Source organism: Pseudoalteromonas sp. T1lg48 (genome assembly GCF_002964785.1).
In the GTDB taxonomy this organism is placed as follows: domain Bacteria; phylum Pseudomonadota; class Gammaproteobacteria; order Enterobacterales; family Alteromonadaceae; genus Pseudoalteromonas.
Window position 1 is genome coordinate 508,399 of the sequence record NZ_PQCC01000004.1, and the last position, 18,116, is coordinate 526,514.

11 protein-coding genes and 1 pseudogene are annotated in these 18,116 nt (G+C 52.0%); 10 read left to right on the forward strand and 2 right to left on the reverse strand.

All coding sequences use genetic code 11. The features are described 5' to 3' along the window. The first annotated feature begins 61 nt into the window (after positions 1-61). The 3 genes from C2M29_RS07775 to C2M29_RS07785 all read left to right on the forward strand — a co-directional run bounded on the left by C2M29_RS07775 (position 62) and on the right by C2M29_RS07785 (position 2,609). The gene (locus C2M29_RS07775) at positions 62-577 is read left to right on the forward strand and encodes a hypothetical protein (RefSeq protein WP_105189208.1); all 516 of its coding nucleotides are present in this window, start codon (positions 62-64) and stop codon (positions 575-577) included. Between the two features lie 335 nt (positions 578-912). Further along, positions 913-1,992: an energy transducer TonB gene (locus C2M29_RS07780; protein ID WP_105189209.1), complete on the forward strand. Its 1,080-nt coding sequence runs from the start codon at positions 913-915 to the stop codon at positions 1,990-1,992. Positions 1,993-2,132: 140 nt separating this feature from the next. Then, the gene (locus tag C2M29_RS07785) at positions 2,133-2,609 is read left to right on the forward strand and encodes a hypothetical protein (protein WP_158684675.1); all 477 of its coding nucleotides are present in this window, start codon (positions 2,133-2,135) and stop codon (positions 2,607-2,609) included. Here the strand turns inward: C2M29_RS07785 and C2M29_RS07790 are convergent. Beyond that, positions 2,606-3,808 carry an anhydro-N-acetylmuramic acid kinase gene (locus tag C2M29_RS07790; protein WP_105189211.1) on the reverse strand — a complete coding sequence of 401 codons (1,203 nt, stop codon included), beginning with the start codon at positions 3,806-3,808 and terminating at the stop codon, positions 2,606-2,608. The genes C2M29_RS07785 and C2M29_RS07790 overlap by 4 nt on opposite strands. A gap of 114 nt (positions 3,809-3,922) precedes the next feature. Further along, positions 3,923-5,476 (reverse strand): methyl-accepting chemotaxis protein, encoded by a 1,554-nt coding sequence (locus C2M29_RS07795; protein WP_105189212.1) that lies wholly within the window; start codon positions 5,474-5,476, stop codon positions 3,923-3,925. Between the two features lie 616 nt (positions 5,477-6,092). Here C2M29_RS07795 and C2M29_RS07800 point away from each other — a divergent pair. The 7 genes and pseudogenes from C2M29_RS07800 (at position 6,093) to pelG (ending at position 17,996) form a co-directional block, all read left to right on the forward strand. Further along, entirely contained in the window at positions 6,093-8,807 is a 2,715-nt protein-coding gene (locus C2M29_RS07800) for an endo alpha-1,4 polygalactosaminidase (protein ID WP_105189213.1), read from the forward strand. Continuing rightward, positions 8,807-12,310, forward strand: coding sequence for a tetratricopeptide repeat protein (locus C2M29_RS07805; protein WP_105189214.1), 3,504 nt, complete (start codon positions 8,807-8,809; stop codon positions 12,308-12,310). Before C2M29_RS07800 ends, C2M29_RS07805 begins: the two co-directional genes overlap by 1 nt. 15 nt (positions 12,311-12,325) lie before the next feature. Continuing rightward, positions 12,326-12,835: a penicillin-binding protein activator LpoB gene (locus tag C2M29_RS07810; protein WP_105189215.1), complete on the forward strand. Its 510-nt coding sequence runs from the start codon at positions 12,326-12,328 to the stop codon at positions 12,833-12,835. A 7-nt stretch (positions 12,836-12,842) separates the two neighbouring features. Further along, the gene (locus C2M29_RS07815; RefSeq protein ID WP_158684676.1) at positions 12,843-14,210 is read left to right on the forward strand and encodes a PelD GGDEF domain-containing protein; all 1,368 of its coding nucleotides are present in this window, start codon (positions 12,843-12,845) and stop codon (positions 14,208-14,210) included. Further along, positions 14,173-15,150 carry a hypothetical protein gene (locus C2M29_RS07820; protein WP_105189217.1) on the forward strand — a complete coding sequence of 326 codons (978 nt, stop codon included), beginning with the start codon at positions 14,173-14,175 and terminating at the stop codon, positions 15,148-15,150. Before C2M29_RS07815 ends, C2M29_RS07820 begins: the two co-directional genes overlap by 38 nt. A 58-nt stretch (positions 15,151-15,208) precedes the next feature. Continuing rightward, a pseudogene (pelF, locus tag C2M29_RS07825) lies at positions 15,209-16,641 on the forward strand (GT4 family glycosyltransferase PelF). Continuing rightward, positions 16,629-17,996 (forward strand): exopolysaccharide Pel transporter PelG, encoded by a 1,368-nt coding sequence (pelG, locus tag C2M29_RS07830; RefSeq protein ID WP_105189218.1) that lies wholly within the window; start codon positions 16,629-16,631, stop codon positions 17,994-17,996. Before pelF ends, pelG begins: the two are co-directional and overlap by 13 nt. Positions 17,997-18,116: the final 120 nt, after the last annotated feature.

Genomic DNA, 18,116 nt, shown 5'->3' on the forward strand with positions numbered 1-18,116 from the left:
TCCCGCAAGGATTGTCGTTCACTCTTAAAGGCAACCAAGGTTACGCGAGATAAAAACGCCGATGAAATACTTACTAACCGCCATATTACTACTGTGTACCCATATAGCGAGTGCTAATGGCAAACTTGCCAGCGAACTGCAAGTGTTCGAACCTTACCTGGGTACCTGGGAGTCAACCTTCAGCATGGGCCCCGAACAACCTGATGTCACCGATGTGGGCAAGTGGGAACGAGCACTTAACGGCACTGCGATACGCACTATGCACAGTATTAATGACGGTGCCTATGGCGGAGAATCTCTGATTTTTTGGGATAAAGATAAAGAATCCCTGGTGTTCTACTACTTCACCACCGCAGGCTTTTACACTCAGGGTACATTAGAAGTCACTGACGACGGCTCTTTTGTTGCCTATGAAGATGTGAGCGGCAGCATTGAAGGGATCACTCGGGTGAAATCCACCAGCTCATACGTAGATGGGCAGTTTGTGGTCACAACACAATATTTAAAAAATGGTGAATGGACCCCGGAACAACAGCGTCACTATAGCCGCTCGCAAAAAGAAGTGGTGTTTAAATAAATCCATGCCAGGCGCAAAATACCATGGCGCCTAATTGACTCCAAAGCAAAAAATAGCGCCTTAGGCGCTATTTTTTGTGCTCAACCAACACCTCCGCCTGCTTTTAAGCCGTGTTCGATAAACCCGCTTTCACACCCTGGCCTGAATGTTAAGCCAAGTTTAAAACTAGGTCACTGCCACTAACTTATTTGTCAAAAGCTTCCCTATTACCCATAGCCTTTGATTTACACTTTTACCTGTGATACTTGTAACTAAAAGTAAATATTTAAATAAATTTAGTTAATTATTTTCTCCATTGTGGTAATTGAGATTCTAACCATAACAAGGACAGTGAAATGTTAAAGGCCATACTCCCACTCGCCGTTTCGGCATTATTAAGCACCTCAGTATCGGCACAAGGTGATGACTTTAGCCAGTCTTACCAAAAGTACAACGAGGCCGTCGCCGCCGGGAAACCCGCTGGAGAATACGCCAAAGAAGCCTACGAGCTAGGCGTCGAGAAATTCGGCAAAGACTCCGTCAATGCAGCTAACCTGGCAATCAACTATGCCGGTACCCTTGGCGTTCACTCCAAAGAATTACGAGAGCAGCGCAGAGGGCTTTATCAACAGGCCTTATCGATTTTAACCAAGGACAAGCAGACGTCTGAACTCACTTTAATAGACCCACTCTTTGGGCTGGCCAAAAGCGCCGATGAGTGGAAAAGTGCCGTAGAGTATCTGGAAAAAGCCATAGAGATAGCCAAAGAAAGTGACAAGCCCAAGTTTGTAGCGGATATCCAGGTTAATGCTGCGGAGGTGTTAATCCAGCGCCATAGATTCCGCCGAGCCGCCATGATCCAAGCTCGGGTCTACCTCGATGAGGCAGAAGGTAATTATGATGGCAAACTCGCACAAGACACGGTCGAGTATGTACGTTTAAACCTGAATCAGGCATTTGCAGAGGCATCGAAGCGCAACGTTAACCATGCTATAGAGCGATTGCTTAATGTGGTTAACGTCTTCGACGACAACTTTGAGTTTGATCACACCATAGAGCTACAGGCACATTCCATGCTTGTGGAGCTCTACGAGGCAAAGGGGGAGAGCGACAATGCCACCGAACATTGCCTGGCCATAGCAAAGATGCGCCCTTGGACTGCAGACGCAGAGCAAACCCCGTTATACCGCGTTCATCCAAAATACCCCGTCGCCGAAGCCAAGAAAGGCAAAAATGGCTGGGTGGAAATGCAAATCACCATAGACTCGGCCGGCTTTGTAGAGCAAGCGGAAATACTGGATTCAGAGGGGGGCGCTGGATTTGAACTCGAATCACGTAAAGCGGTTGAACAATGGCGTTATGCCCCCAAGTTTGAAAATGGGCAGCCGGTTGCGGCCACAACCAAGGTCCGATTAGACTTTAAACTGGGTTCCTAATAACGAACGAGCGAGCGAATAAATAACACGGGCATAAAGCTACGTTAAGCTAACAAAAAAGTATAAATTTCGATCTAAGTCATAAAACTGTCATTTAGACGGCGCATAATTGTCCGCAAATCGGCAATAATTGACAGGATATGACCCAGTTTCGCTCTCCGTTGGCAGTGTTTTCACTGCGTAACGACAATGCTTTAGCAGACTTTGATAGTTTAACGCAGCAGCCCGTGCTTTTAGGCGCGCCCGAACAGTTGCCGCAACTGCTTTGCCGTCTGCCGAACAATGCCCAACCCGGGGACTGTCTTCATGCTAGCGTGAGCTTTGCCGAACAACGCCATGCCCAGTTGCAGGCGCACTACCGCGTCAGTGAGCGCGATCTTAACAGTGCTATAGTGGCTCTAACACTTCGCCCAAACACCGCGTCGGCTCAACTTGAAATGCAGGGTCAGGGACTGTTGCAGCTAAGCCTGCATGGTCGTCATGAGATCATCAAAGAAAGTGCTCAGTTTAGCGTTCATCTGCACCCGCAAAGCCTCTACGAAAGCCTGACCCCTAGCCTGCAAAGTAAATCCAAAGCCCGCCGTTTGGTCGACTACTGCCAACGCATTTGGGGTTAGTCGGGAAAACTGACTTTGCCCATGCTTACCGCCGGCATGCCCGCATGACCGGCATCGCTCGTGGTGCTGCCGGCCAAGGTCTCATTGGCGAGCAGGGCAAATAACACCGCTTCCTTGGCATCCGGCTCTATGCCTAAGAGTTGCAACGAGTCCAGGCTTATGCCCGCGCGGCAATGGGCACGAATGCGCGCCATCAGCAATGGATTGTGAATGCCCCCGCCGCTGGCATAGACCTTAATTTCACCGAGCTGCTCTGCCAGGACATTAAGCTGCTTGGCAATCGCCAGCGCGGCGAATTCACACAGGGTGGCCAGTACATCATGATGATTTAATTCCTGGGTATTGCTTTGCTTTTGGCATTGCGCCAAATAGGCGAGATTAAATACTTCCGGGCCCGTGGTTTTGGGCATGGCTTTAGCAAGAAACGGCTGGGCCGTGAGCGCCTGAAGCAATGCCGGATCAACCTTGCCCCGTTTAGCCAGTTTACTGTCTTGGTCGTATTCAAGGGGAGCAAAATAACGCTGCACATAGGCGTCCAACATGGTGTTGCCTGGGCCGATGTCAGCGCATAAGGTCTGCTCTAAAGGCGCATTTTTTGCCAGTACAGTAATATTCGCTATGCCACCTATATTCAGCAGCACTCGGTTTTCCTCGTTACTGGCAAAATACCAATAATCGCCATAAGCAGCCAATGGCGCGCCTTCGCCCCCTGCGGCGATGTGTTTTTGGCGAAAATCACTTAAGGTGATAATTCCGGTTGTACGGGCTAGGTGACAACCGTCACCGAGCTGCAGTGTGGCGTTGCCAAAGTCGCTGAGCCCGTGCTGGCTCTGCGGACAATGAAAAACGGTTTGCCCATGACTGGCGATAACATCGACGCTGTCAGTATCTATATGCCAACGCGCCAAGCACTCATTCACCAATTGCCCATGCAACTGCCCAATCCAGGGATTGATCAAGGTAAGGTGCTGCAGATCGATCTCACGCTTGGCGAAGACCTGGCGCACCCGCTGCTGATAACTATCGGGATAGGGGCAGGTGGTAAATTTAAGTACCTCAACCTGAGTCTTGGTACCGGCACCACGTACGCGACACAGGGCGACATCGAGGCCATCCATGGAGGTGCCGCTCATTAATCCGATAATAATACGCTCTGGCTTAGCGGCAATACCATAAAGGCGCTCAATATGTGCATGCATAGGGGAAACCTGAAGATTCTGTTATCGCCAATCTAAGCTAACAACCAGCAGAACTCAAATTGTTTGCCGTGCCTGACTCCCCATCTCGGGGTGACAGGCGCCAGCAAAATACACCTAGTGTTTGGCGAAGCGCACCACCAACTCGCATAAATCGTCGGCCACCTTGGTCAAGCGGGTAATGGCACTTTGCGCCTGCACCGAGCTTTGCTGTGAATCATTGGCGAGCTCGGCAATACCCACTACTTGTCTATTAATGTCTTCGGACACATGGGCCTGCTCTTCCACGGCCGCGGCCATTTGCGTCGCCATATCGTTAATATTGGCCACCGCCTGGACGATACCCGCAAGCATCTGCGTGCTGCGCTCCACTTCTTCCAGGCCCATAAGTGATTCCTGTTGTCCCTGCTCGGCAATCACCACGGCTTGCTCGCTGCGGGCATTGAGTTCATTAATAATGCCTTGAATTTCACCGGTTGAGCGCTGGGTTCGCTGCGCCAGTTGTCTCACCTCATCGGCAACCACGGCAAAGCCGCGCCCTTGCTCGCCGGCGCGCGCCGCTTCGATGGCCGCGTTCAAGGCCAAAAGGTTAGTCTGCTCGGCAATTTGCTCAATCATCTGTGCCGCCGCGGCAATGTAGCCGGATTGCTCGGAGACACCGCGCACCGAATCGCTGATCTGCGCCACCGTCTGCCCTAAGGTTTCGATTGAAGCGCGGGTTTTCTGCGCCACCTCAGCCCCTTCGATAGCCAGCTCATTGGCGGCCCGGGCCTGCTCAGAGGTCAGGTTCACATTTTGCGATACCTCGGCAATGGTCGCCGTCATCTCGTTCATGGCCGTCGCCACTTGCTCGGTTTGCTGATGTTGAGCGTCGATTTGCTGACCGGCATTAGTAGACAGATTAAAGCTCACCTGGGCATCGTCGGCCACGCGGGCTGCGGCATCATCGATACGCGTTAAAATGGTGCCAAGGTGGGCGCGCTCCGCCTTTACGGCTACATGGAGACGCCCGAGGGGACCGCTGTGATCGCAATAACTTAATACCGCCAGCGGATCGTTAAAACGCCCTTCAATAAGCTGGTCCAAACGCTTCTTAAGGCGTAATCGAGAGAAGGTATTGAAGGCTGCAAAAAGAATGACGCTGCCCACCATCACCACCTCGGCGGCTAATGTCTGTTCGAAAAACCACAGCACAGCTGCCGCCACAAAGGCGACCATAAGCACATAAAACTCACTGTTGTCGGGCAGCGTGAGCCTACTTTTATTGGCATTGACCTGCTCATATAGGGCCGCAGCACGATTAACATCCTCTCGGGCGGGACAACTGCGCACCGACTCATACCCCACCACCTGGCCGTGCTCGGTAATGGGCGTCACATAGGCATCCACCCAATAGTGGTCGCCATTTTTACAGCGATTTTTAACCAGTCCCATCCAAGGCTGACCAGCCTTAAGATAACGCCACATGGTAGCAAAGGCGGCGCCTGGCATATCCGGGTGGCGGACAAGGTTATGTGGCTGACCGATAAGCTCTTCGCGGCTATAACCGCTTATATCGATAAACGCCTGGTTACAGTCAAGGATGTTGCCCTGTAAATCGGTCACCGAGATCAATTTTTGGTCTTTCGCGAAGTGACGTTCATTCTGTGTCACCGGCAGATTCGTACGCATTTGTTGGCCCCCATTCAAAACACAACAATAGTCTTAAATTTAAAGGCGGGATATTACCAAAAAGTTGGCTTTGCGCCTCATAAATACTTTGGGATCAAAGCCTTAATGATGCTTTATTCATCTCTCCAGGGTGAAAGCTTGATCTAGATCAAACTTTTAGCAAATTAGTCATTATATAAGTGAGACCTCACGCCCTTAATTCACCAGTCTAGTTTTTAACCTTGGCAATATTTTCCAAATTTGCCAATGAGTTACTATACTGAACAGATAATGAATCAGAGCTACCTGAGGCACTTACTGAAACGACACTGCGCGCAAAAGCATAATTGCATTTACATCGCTACAAAGTGGTGCTGTCGCAGGCCTTAGGTGTGATCTGCTTTAAAAGCCCTAGGTTTACAAATGTAAGAGTTAAACCAATTGTAAAATAAATAAATCACTTGTAATTGAAACTAAATAACATAAAATTAGTATCAAAGTATTAGTGATAATTATAACTTGCTGCTTTTGAAAGGATTTCCTCCACCTCAAGGCGCTAACACAATAACAGCTATAGGTATTTACGTTCTTGTATCACGCACTTCGCTCAATAATCACCGCGTCGCTACTATGTTTTATGCTTTTAATAAGTACAAAGCAGGGAGTCGCACAAACGCCACAGGCTCCCCAGTCTATTGCCTTCTATTACGGTGATATCGACTCAACGCGGGAGTTACTCAGCTATGAGCGCGTGGTCGTCAGCCCCGAGCAGCTCTCCGCGGCACAATTACAGCAGCTTAAAAGTGCCAACACCCAGGTATTTGCCTACTTGAGCCTGGGCGAAGCCGATGAACAACTGGCACCGCGTTTCTCCTCGGCGGTACTCGGTTACAACGAGCAGTGGCAAGCCAGCATTATGGATGCCAGCGCCAAGTCTTGGCGCCAGCACCTGTTTACACAGGCGCAACAACTGCGTGCGGCCGGGTTTGACGGTTTCTTTCTCGACACCCTGGATAGCTATCAACTGGTACTAGAACAAGGGCAATTTAACGCCCAACAGCAAGCCTTGATAAGCCTGATTGATGAGTTACAGGTGCATGGACCCATCCTCCTTAACCGAGGCTTTGAACTCTATCCTCATCTGGCACAACCGCCACTGGCCGTGGTCGCCGAATCCTTGTTTCATTCGTATGATTATCAGGGCAAGCACTACCAAAAACAAAGCGCCGAAGACACCCAATGGCTTATGGCGCAATTGCAGCAAGTACAAGCCAGTAATATTGAAGTCATAGTCATTGATTATCTGCCCGCCGAGGATGCACAGCGCATCAAGGCCGCACAAGACATAGCGGTGTTAGGCTTTACCCCCTATATCAGCGACCCCATGCTTTATCAGTTTGGCGTGTCCACTCGCTATCCGGTGCGCCGTCGCGTGCTAGGCCTGTATGATTCGTCCGTCAATGTCAAAAAGCAATCCGAGTGCCATCGCTTTCTGGCTACCTTGATTGAATACCAGGGCTATGTGCCCCAGTGTATCGATATTCATGGACCGGCTTTGCCCAAACTGGACTGGAATCGCTATGCCGCAGCGGTGTTCTGGTTGCCCCAAGTAAGCTATCAGCAACCCAGCGCCCGCGATGCCCTGTTACAGAGCCTGGACATGCTGCCTACGGTTTTAGTCGGCGAATTGCCTGAACAATCAGGCCTGTTGGCTCGCCTGGGTGTGCAACAGCAAGGCAACTATCGCGGCGCTATACAACTGGAAGGCGCCACACTTAAGTACCCACTGCCGCGGGCTCAAGGTGAGCAATTTCCCCGCTACCGTTGGCAAGATGAAACACAAAAAGACCAGCTTTCCCTTATCGACGAGCAGGGACAGCAAGGCATAGGCGTTGCTGCCAGCCAATGGGGTGGCCTTTGGTTAGAACCGTTAACGGTGCAGGAACTGCCGGGCGATCGCCAGCGCTGGCCCGTTGACCCATTTGAATATCTGGTGCCCTTGTTGCAATTGGCGCCTATTCCCAGTGCCGATATCACCAGTGAGTCGGGTCAACGCATCGTTACCGCTCACATAGATGGCGATGGTTTTCCTTCCCGGGCTTGGCTACCGGGCAAGCCCTTTGCTGGTGCTTCTATCTATAACAATATCTTGCGTCGTTCTCAGTTGCCTCATACGGTGTCGGTGATCGAGGCCGAGGTAGCGAAAACCGGGCTTTATCCCGAGCTGAGCCCCGAACTTGAAGCCATTGCCCGAGACATCTTTGCCCTGGATAATGTTGAAATAGCGTCACACACCTTTAGCCACCCCTTTTTCTGGGATCCGCGCATTAAAGCCAAGGAAAAGCTCTATGGCGATGCCTTAGCCGTGCCCGGTTATGTCCTCGATTACGACCGCGAAATTTTTACCAGTGTGCGCTATATCAACGAACGCCTGGCGCCAAAAGACAAGCAGGTCGAGGTTTACTTATGGTCCGGCGCCGCTAACCCTACCGCCGATATCATCGCCAAGGTCGATCAATTAGGCCTGTACAATATCAATGGCGGTAATACCTATGTGCTGAACGATAATTACTCCATTGCCCAGGTCACGCCGCACCTCAATTGGTACGAAGATGCGGTGCAAGTGTATGCGCCGGTAATGAACGAAAACCTCTATACCGAGCTGTGGACGGAAAATTTCAGCGGTTTTGGCCGTGCTATTGAAACCTTTGAACTGCTTGGCGAACCCCGCCGCCTAAAACCGGTGAGCGTTTATTATCATATGTACTCCGGCGTTTACCCGGCGTCCTTAGATGCTTTGGAAAAGATCTATGATTGGGTGGATAAGCATCCGCTCACGCCCTTGTACCTCAGCGAATACGCGCACCGCGCCCGCGCCTTGTATGAGACCGGTTTAGCCAGATCAATCAATGACGATGCCTGGTATATCACCAGCACCGGCGTCAAAAGCCTGCGCCTTCATAAAAAGCAACTCCCAAGTGGTCAAAGCCAGGGAGTGGTCGGGGTCAATGCCGGCCCCGATGGCAACTATGTGACCTTGTCTTCGAGGCGCGCTCGCCTCGAGCTGACGCAAAATTCCAAGCCTTTTTCCGGGGACATGTATCTGCAAAGTGCCAATGCGGTGCTTGAGCATTGGCAGCAAGAAGGAGGCAAGACAGATATCATCTTCATGAGTCACCAGCCCTTGCAAGCCCATTTTGCTCAGGCGCGTGGTTGTCGCATACAACAACACAGTGGTGCACCAATTACACAAAAGCACAACGGCGATCGGCTTACCCTTACCAGCAAACAAAAGGGCCGGGTGCGATTTACCCTTAGCTGTGATACACAACCTCAGGGTGGTAAGCACTGATGACCACACCTAAGTACGTACTGGGCAGCCGTAACAAACAGGATAAACGCATTGTTCTGACCAACCGCCGTACGCTGATCAGTTTGGCCCTGGCCACCTTAGCCCTGTTATGGATACTGCAACCTAACCGCGGTCTGCTGCTTGATATCCTGGACGAAGCGCAGGACCCCAACGTGGCGTTGGCGTTTTTACGGGTGTTAAAAGACGCGGATGATCCCTCCCCGCGCCTGCAAATGGCCTTTGCCAAACAGTATTACCGCTTAAAAGACTATGAGAAAGTGCTGCAGCACCTCACACCGCTCAACCAGTTTAACGATGCGGATCAATTGCTGCGCGCTCAAAGCATGTACGCCAGCAGCCTACTGTACCTAAGTCATGACTCGCGCTTTAAAGAGCAGGCAACACGTGAGCTCAGCCGTTACCTAAAATACCTTCCCGATGACCTTAGCCCCGAGCAAAGACAAACCTTTGCCGAGTATGCCCTGCAAATTGGCCAACCCGCAGTGGCCCATAAACTATTAAAAAATCATAGCCAAGACGATCTGCAGCGCTTATTCACACTTGCGTTGCAAGCCGGCCTGTATGACTCCGCCATGGCGCACGGCGTACAACTTTATCAACGCCAGCCTTCTGAGGCGCACTTTGAACAATTATTGGCACTGTATCGGCAGCATCAACGCTGGCCCCGGGGGCTTGCGCTGATCAACCAACATATGGAAGCCGGTCTCTGTGAGCTTGCCTGTTTACAACAGGGCATCGACTTTGCACGCAGCGCAGATAACAGTAACTATGCCAGCCAATTTGCGGTGCAAAAGGCCAGCATCAGCGCCGATAGTCGGGACTGGTTGCAGGCCAGCGAGCTAGCAATTGGTGTAGGCGATATCGCCACCGCCATTACCTGGCTATCCAAGGTCAATGAGGCGACGCCGTCGGCACAGCATATCAGCACCCTGCACAGCTACTATTTATGGCTGGGCGACCTTGATAATGCGCTCGCCATGAGTAAAAGCTTAATGCGCTACAACCCACAAGTGGCACAACTGCGCCAAGGGATAAATGAAGCTTTGGCACAAAGCGACCTTCAGGCGCTAAGTGATTTTTACTACCAACTGGCGCAGGCTCAACAACTGAGCCAGGAAGAACGGTTGCAATGGGTTAACTTCAACGACAAGGCCTACGGCGCCACAGCCACGGTTACGCGCCTTGAGCAGCTATATCAGCGCTTCCCCGAAGAGCCACTTTATTGGTTTCAACTGGCACGTTTTTATAACTTTATCGGCCAGCCCAAAAGGGCCACTGAGCTATGGCACCAGCTCAAGGTTCCTACGCCAAGCAACTATAACGATCTCAACTACTTCGCCCAAAGCTTTATGGCCATTGGCCAACCGCAGCAGGCCCTGGCTCTTTTGCATCAATACACAACTCCGCAGGGCTTGGCGCTCGACCAGCTCATCACCTTGCAGGAGCTGGCCAGTTACACCGCAGCAACCGAGCTACAACGTTATTATCAGCACCAACGTATCGACCGTGGCGACACCAGCTTAGATCCTTATTCCTTGGTAGCCACTCATAACGGCAAACAACGCCAGGATATAAACCTACTTTGGGATTATTATCAGCGCACCCATTCGCCAGTGCTGCTTAACTACCTGTTAAACCAGGCGTTGGAGCAAGGCGACGCGCAATTACTCAAAGACACCAGTACCGCCCTGCTTACTAACCATGGCGACGATGTCAGCCTGGATATGCAGCTATTACGAGTCCGCCTGGCCATGCATCAAGAGCGCTTTGCCAGCGCAAAGACCTTGTTACAGCAGTTGTTGAGCAGCCATCCACAGCATGACGACGTGCAACAAAGCGCCATCTGGCTGGCCATTTCCATGCGAGACAAGCTGTGGTTGCGTGAACTCTATTGGCGCCTGATAGGCACTGATCAAGACAGCAGCGAGATATACCAGGTGCTCGCCATCGCAGCACAACAACTGGGTCTATTCCAACAAGCGGATTTATGGTTCCAACGCCTCAATAATAGCGCTCCCATGAGTGCCTCCGATAAATTAAGCTGGGCGCAAATCCTTGAGCATCAAGGCAGTCTGGCCCAGGCCTCAAGCCTACGTTGGCAGGTGCTCAGCACCCTCAGTAAACAATTGCGCCAATCTGACGATGGCGAAGTGAGTTACCGCTCGCTAGTGGCCCTGTTCGTATCCCCGGCGCTGGCGGATGCCCAGCTCAGCAAACACCTGCAGACCGGAGGCAACACGGCGGATATCGGCATGCTGTTAACCAGCTCACAGCCCAGTGCACTGCAAAAGCTAGTGTTGTGGCAAGCGCAAAGCAATTTGAAGGATGCACAGTTCAACGTCTATGTGCAATTGGCCTTGGCCCTGGCGCGCGAAGACCGTGCTGCCATCTACCAGCTTACTTACAACTCAACGCAACTCGATGATTTCACTCGAGCATCGGCCTTGGCACAAATAGGTGAAAACGCCCATGCCTGGCAATTAGCGGAGCAACAGCTGGGCGCACATACCGCCAAACTAGACATCGCGCCGCTGCAACGCCTGCTTGCACAGCAGCACCCGTTGGCCAGCCACGGCTTACGTTATGAGCATGTGATAAAAGATTCATGGCAGGTCCGCTCGGAGCAATTCAGGTATTACCGCCCCATTGAAAACGGACAGTGGCTGCTCGACGGTTACTATGACCATGGTCGACCCAAGAGCGATCTGCTTGATGATTACCAGCAACGAACCGCAAAGCTAACCTGGCGTTTAAGTCCACAGCATTATTTGCTCAACCGCGGTGAGGTAGGCATGACCCTCAGCGACCGTCACCAGCAAACACTCTATGGTCAGTTTGCCACCCTGATGTGGCAACCCTCGTCACGCCTCAGCCACAGCCTCGAGCTAGGCCATAATATGGCCACCGAACAGAGTGAAAACCTGTTCCTGCTCGGCCGTGAAGACAGTGCCAAGTGGGAAGTAAACTGGCAGCCCACCCGCTATGAACAGGTGAGTGTCAGCGTGTCACGCTCGCTGTTTAAGTCCGATTTCGATGATCCCATTGCGCAGCAATGGCACAGCACGGTGCGCCTGAGCGAGCAGTTTAACTTTACCCCGAGTTGGCAGGCCTATGTGCAATATGATCACCAGGAAAACACCCTGGACCAGCGTGCCCTCACCGGTGTCTCGGACTATCTGGGTAGGCCGGTAGTGGCAGCTGATTTTATTTCGCCCCGCTATCGCCGTTTGGCATTGGGACAACAATTGCTGCATGGTAATGTCGGCGAGCCAGGCAAGCAGGTACCGGGCATGCGCTATTGGCTCGACAGCGCCATAGGTTACAACTTTGTCACCGACGAAGCGGACTACTCCGCCAATATCGGCCTGGGTATTCGCGTGTTTGGCAATGATGAATTCTTTATTAAGGGAGCGTGGCAAAGCGCCGATCCGAATGGTCGCGAAAGCCTCACCTTTAACTTAGGTTACTTTTTAGATTTTTGATCCGAGGACAGCAAGATGAAAACTTTACTTACTACCGCGTTAGCGCTTTTTTTGGCCGGCTGTGCTTCCCAATACAGTGCCCAAAGTCCGGCCCTGAATAGCGGCAATACCCTGTACATTATGCCCTTTGCCAACCAGTCAAATATGCCCATGGCACAGGCTCAGGCAGAACAACTGGTGGCCTCGGCGCTGGCCGAGCAAGGCATCAAGGTGCGCGTGTATCCCAAGGCTCAGGTCGGCGACCTGCAAGCCAGTTTAGAGCCGCAGCAACGCCAACAAGAAGCGCAGGCCTGGCTGATGCAACAACCGGCGGGCTATGTTCTTGCGGGCTCGGTACAGGAATGGCAATACAAGTATGGTCTCGATGGCGAGCCTGCGGTGGGCCTGACTCTGACGCTGGCCACCAGCACGGGTGAACAACTGTGGCGCGGCTCGGCATCTAACAGTGGCTGGGGACGAGAGTCCTTGTCTGGCGTTGCCTTAGATGCTATTGAAGACTTACTCGACCAATTAGATTGGGAATAATTTGGCCATGCCACATAGCAAACGCCGGGGTATCAATGCCCTTATCAATCGCCTCTTGCTTGGCAGCGATAACCAGCCAATAGCCTGGTTTGAGTTGGTGTTCATTACCTTCTTAGCGCTGAGTATATGGGGTTATCAATCGACCCTGAGTCATGACAGGGCCACCGACTATTTCTACTGGCCCATGTTTGGACCGGTATTGATAGCGCTGCGCTATGGCTTTGGCCGCGGCATGATGAGCTTTGTATTATTGCTGCTTGGCGCGGGCCTATTTGATCGTCTGCTTGGCACCCAAATTCAGCTTAGTTTCTCGGTGTCGGTGGGCACCGCCGTCGTCACCATGCTGGTTGGTGAGTTTCGCGATCACTGGCACGAGATCAACCAAAGATTCGATCTCAACCACAGATATATGGAACAAAAGCTGAAAAGCTTTACCCAAAACTACCACCTGTTAAAGATCTCTCACGATCAGCTCGAACAACGCGCCGCGGGCAAGCAAATGAGTTTGCGCACCGGCATTCAATTGTTGCAACAGGCGGCTTCCGGTCATACCGAAAATCGCCTGGCCAATTTGGCGCAAAAGAGTTTGCAGGTGTTCGCCGATGTGATCACCATGTATCAGGCCGGACTGTACGAGGTACGGGACGGCAAGCTCGTTCCCGGTGCCCTGGCCACGGTGGGCAGCGACCATCAGTTACACCCGGGCGATCCCATGTTGGCCGATGTACTGGTCTCCAAGGCGGTGCTTTCTCCTGCGGACTTTATCGAGTCCGACGAGCATCAGTTGCACTATCAACTGGTGGTGCCCATGGTTGATGTCAGCGGCGAAATTCAAGGCGTGCTCTTGGCCGAAAAGGTGAAGTTTGTGTCCCTGACCGAGGGTAATATCGCCTTAATGGCGCTACTTGCGGGCTATATAGCTAACTTTATGTCGCACCAGTTATTTGCACCCATCTTGCAACCAGAGCAACGCCAGCTATTTAGCCAGTATCTCGACAATCAATTGTGGTACAAACGCCATTACGGAGTCGACAGTGCCCTGGTGGTCTTTACCGACAACAGTGCCAAACAATACCTCGACCTGTATCGGGTCACCGACTATCGCCGGGGTGCCGATGTGTATTGGGCCTGCGAAAACAGCGAGGGTAAACAGGTACTTTGTGTGCTGCTCCCCATGACCACGGCCATAGAAGCGCAACAATTTATCGAGCGCATAGCAGCGATCCTCAGCGATAAACATAACTATGCCGCCGATGAACTGGACGTAGTGGGACCACTGCTGGTATTTGAACAGCATCAGCAAGTGAATCTGCTGTTGGATGATTTAGGAGCCTTTGATGAAGATTTGGTTGATTCTTCAAACGATACTCTTTGAGTCCGCCAGCCTATATCTGCTCGGTGAAAGCCAGCTCGGATTACTTGGCTGGCTAGGCTATGCCAGCAGCCACGGTGCCGCAGCGGGAACCTTCACCCTCTTGTGTTGGTTGGCGCTGCCGATGCGTTATAAAAAGCCGGTACTGGCGTCCATGGCCTTTATTTTTGTCATCGCCTTTAGCATGCCCATTATCGGCATGCTCGGCCTGGCCACCGTGTTTATTCTCGCCCTGTATTTGCCCAAGGGACAGTCTCAGGCACTGTGGAAGCGCTCCGAGGTCCTCGAGTTACCGCAGCACCCAGAGCAATTGGAACAAGGTCAATACGGCGCCGCCGCACTCAAAGATATTTTGCTGTTTAACCCTTCGGACGAGCGCCGCCAGATCGCCGTGAATGCCTGTCGTTTCTTACCAGAGCGAGTGGCGATTCCGCTCCTGAAACTGGCCCTCACCGATAAGGCCGATGATGTGCGTCTGCTTGCCTATGCTGCCATCGAAAAGATTGAATTTGCCATCAACCAAAAAATCGATGCCCTAAAACAACAACAATCCACACAACGCGCGTCGCAACACTTTCAAATTGCCGAACTCTATTGGGAGTTGTGTTATCTGGGTCTCGCCGATGGCCCACTGCGCACCCATTATCTGGAGCAGGCCAAAAAATACCTGTTGCAAGCCCAACAAATTGCCCCGGCGGCGCGCAGCGAATTACAACTCGGTAAGGTACTGTTAGAACTGCAAGATTATCAGGGCGCCTCTCAATACCTGGAGCAAGCCAGGCGCAGTGGCCTGTTGATGAAACAGGTGGCCCCCTATTTAGCCGAAGCGGCCTTTGCGCAAGGGGACTACCGTCATGCCGCACTCTTGGTAAGTCACTTACCCACGGAGCGAGGCGAAGCGCTCAACGAATTAAGGGAGTATTGGCGTCGTGAAGCCTATTGATATCTGCCTGCTGCTTGAAGGTACCTATCCCTATGTACGTGGCGGCGTCTCCAGCTGGGTGCATCAGTTGATCACCGGCTTGCCCCAGTATAATTTTTATCTGGTTTTTATCGGTGGCTGTAAGTCGGCGTATGGCGAGCAATATTATCAATTACCGGATAACGTGGTGGGCATGGAAAAGCACTTCCTGATGGACCATCACGGACTCTTTACGCCGCGCCCTCGTCGCGGTAAAAAAACCGCCTTTACCATGTGGCAATCGGTGATCGAGCGCTTTAAACGCCCCGAGGAATCGCTTTCTCCCGAGCACTTGCAAGGCCTGCTCGATAACCTGGGTAAACAACAAGGGCTGAGTTTTAGCGATTTTCTCTACAGCGAGCGCTCCTGGGAAGTGATCGTCGATTTATATTATCAGCACGCTCAGCAGCAATCCTTCGTCGATTACTTCTGGACCTTCAGGCATGTTTACAGCCCGCTTTTCACCCTGGTAAAAATCGCCGAGAACCTGCCTAAGGCACGCATGTTCCATAGTATTTCTACCGGTTATGCCGGATTTTTAGGCGCCTTGGCGAAACAACATCAACATGCTCCCTTTTGCTGACCGAACATGGTATTTACACCAAGGAACGTAAAATCGACCTCACCCAGGCGAGCTGGATCAAAGACCGCCACAGCGCGTTGGACACCAGTATTCATAAAAAGATGGAGCAGACACGGCAAACCTGGATCGATTTCTTCGAGCAGCTCGGGCGCACCGCCTATGATCGCGCCGATGAAATTGTGGCGCTGTATGAGGGTAACCGACAGCGACAAATCCACGATGGCGCTCCGGCCGAGAAAACACAAATTATAGTCAACGGCATCAATATGGCTCGCTTTGCCGAAGCCTACGACTCACGACTGGTGGCACCGCCAAAAGTCGCCGGTTTAATTGGTCGGGTGGTGCCCATTAAAGATATTAAAACCTTTATCCGTGCCATTCGGGTCGCGGTAAATACAGAGCCCGAGCTACAAGGCTGGATTGTTGGCCCCACCGAGGAAGATCCTAGCTACTTCCATGAGTGTCAGCTGTTGGTCAACAGCCTGGGGTTGGAAGACAATATTCGCTTTTTAGGCATGCAGGATGTGGCCGAGATCATGCCCCATATCGGTGTCTGCGTACTCACCTCGATCAGTGAGGCACAACCCTTGGTGCTGCTTGAAGCCATGGCCGCCGGCGTGCCTTGCGTTGCCTCCGAAGTAGGCTCCTGCCGGGAGATACTCGAAGGCATGAACGATGAAGACAAAGCATTGGGTCGCAGTGGCTATGTGACCAATATTGCCGACCCGAACCAAACCAGCGCGGCAATGTTAACCTTGCTCAATGATGCGCGAACCTGGCGCCGCCTAGGTGACAATGGTTATAAGCGGGTACAGCGGTTTTATCAGGAACACACCATGTATAACCATTACCAAGGTCTGTATGAGGAGCTATTAGCATGGCAGGAATAGGTTTTGAGCTGCGTCGTATTCTGCGCAAAAACACCCTGCTCTCCTATGTGGAAGCCTATGGCCTGGCCGCCGTGGTCGGCTCCGGCCCTTGGGTGCTGTCGATTCTGGCGCTGATGGTCATCGGCCTGCTGAGCATAGGGCGCATTTTTCCCAGCAGCCTGATCGTGCAGTTTTTGGTGCTGGTGACCTATATGATGGCGGGCTCGCTGCTCTTGAGCGGGGCATTCCAAGTGCTACTGACCCGCTTTATCTCCGACCGCTTATTTGAGCATAATGATCATAAGGTGACCCCGAATCTGCTCGGCTGTATGCTGGTCGTTTCCATGTTGGCCAGCGTCCTTGGCATTGCCATACTCGGTCTGACCGAGCTCGATTCGGCGGTTAAAATGAGCCTGCTTTGTGGCTTTGTGGTGCTCTGTAACCTGTGGCTGATCATCGGCTTTTTAAGCGGTATGAAGCAATATTACCGCATTGTTCTTACCCTCTGTGGCGGGTACACCCTCATGGTACTGGGCGCCTGGTTATTACCTCCTTTCGGTGTCCTTGGGCTGCTGATTATTTTTGCCGCCTGTCAGGGTCTGATAGCCTTTGTCCTGCTGTTCTTTATTTTGCGCACGTTTAGCGCCAACAAACTGATCGCGTTCGACTTTTTAGACCCACGACAAGCGTTTTTCTCCCTCGCCCTGGTTGGTTTTTTATATAACCTTGGGGTTTGGGTGGACAAGTTTGTATTTTGGTCGCATCCCGAGGTGTCCTTCGAGGTCATCGGCGGTTTTCGTGCCTCCTATATTTACGATCTGCCCATTTTCGTCGCCTACTTGGCAATTATTCCCGGCATGGCCGTGTTTATGCTGCATATGGAGACGGATTTCGCCAAATCCAACGAGAAATTTTATAATTCCGTGCGTGACGGCGGCACCCTGGAGTCCGTGTATCTGCTCAAAGACCAAATGGTCCTGGATTGTAAAAACAGTCTCTATCAGATCTTCAAGGTGCAGGGGTTAACCCTGGCGCTCTTGCTGCTGTGGAGTGAAGAAATTCTCACCCTGCTGCAAATCGACCTGGCCTATTTGCACCTGCTCTATGTGGATTTGGTGGGCGTATCTTTGCAGGTTATCGTCATGGCGATCCTCAACGTGATGTTCTACCTAGACAGACGTTATGAGGCTCTGTCACTGGTGGCGGTGATGGCATTGACCAACTTTGTGCTGACCGAGGTCTCTATTATGTTAGGGCCGCAAATGTACGGCTACGGCTTTGCCATGTCCATGCTGCTCACCACCTTGCTTGGGCTGGTATGGCTTAACCGCCAGTTTGATCGCCTCGAATACGAAACCTTTATGCTGCAACGCTAAGGCACACGCTCGCAAAAACGCGCCCGAGGTTATGCCCTTCGGGCGCGTCAATTTCTTCCCGGCTCTTTTTACCGTCCGCCGAATTCCGTATGATTACACATTAGCCAAGCAGTGATTGGG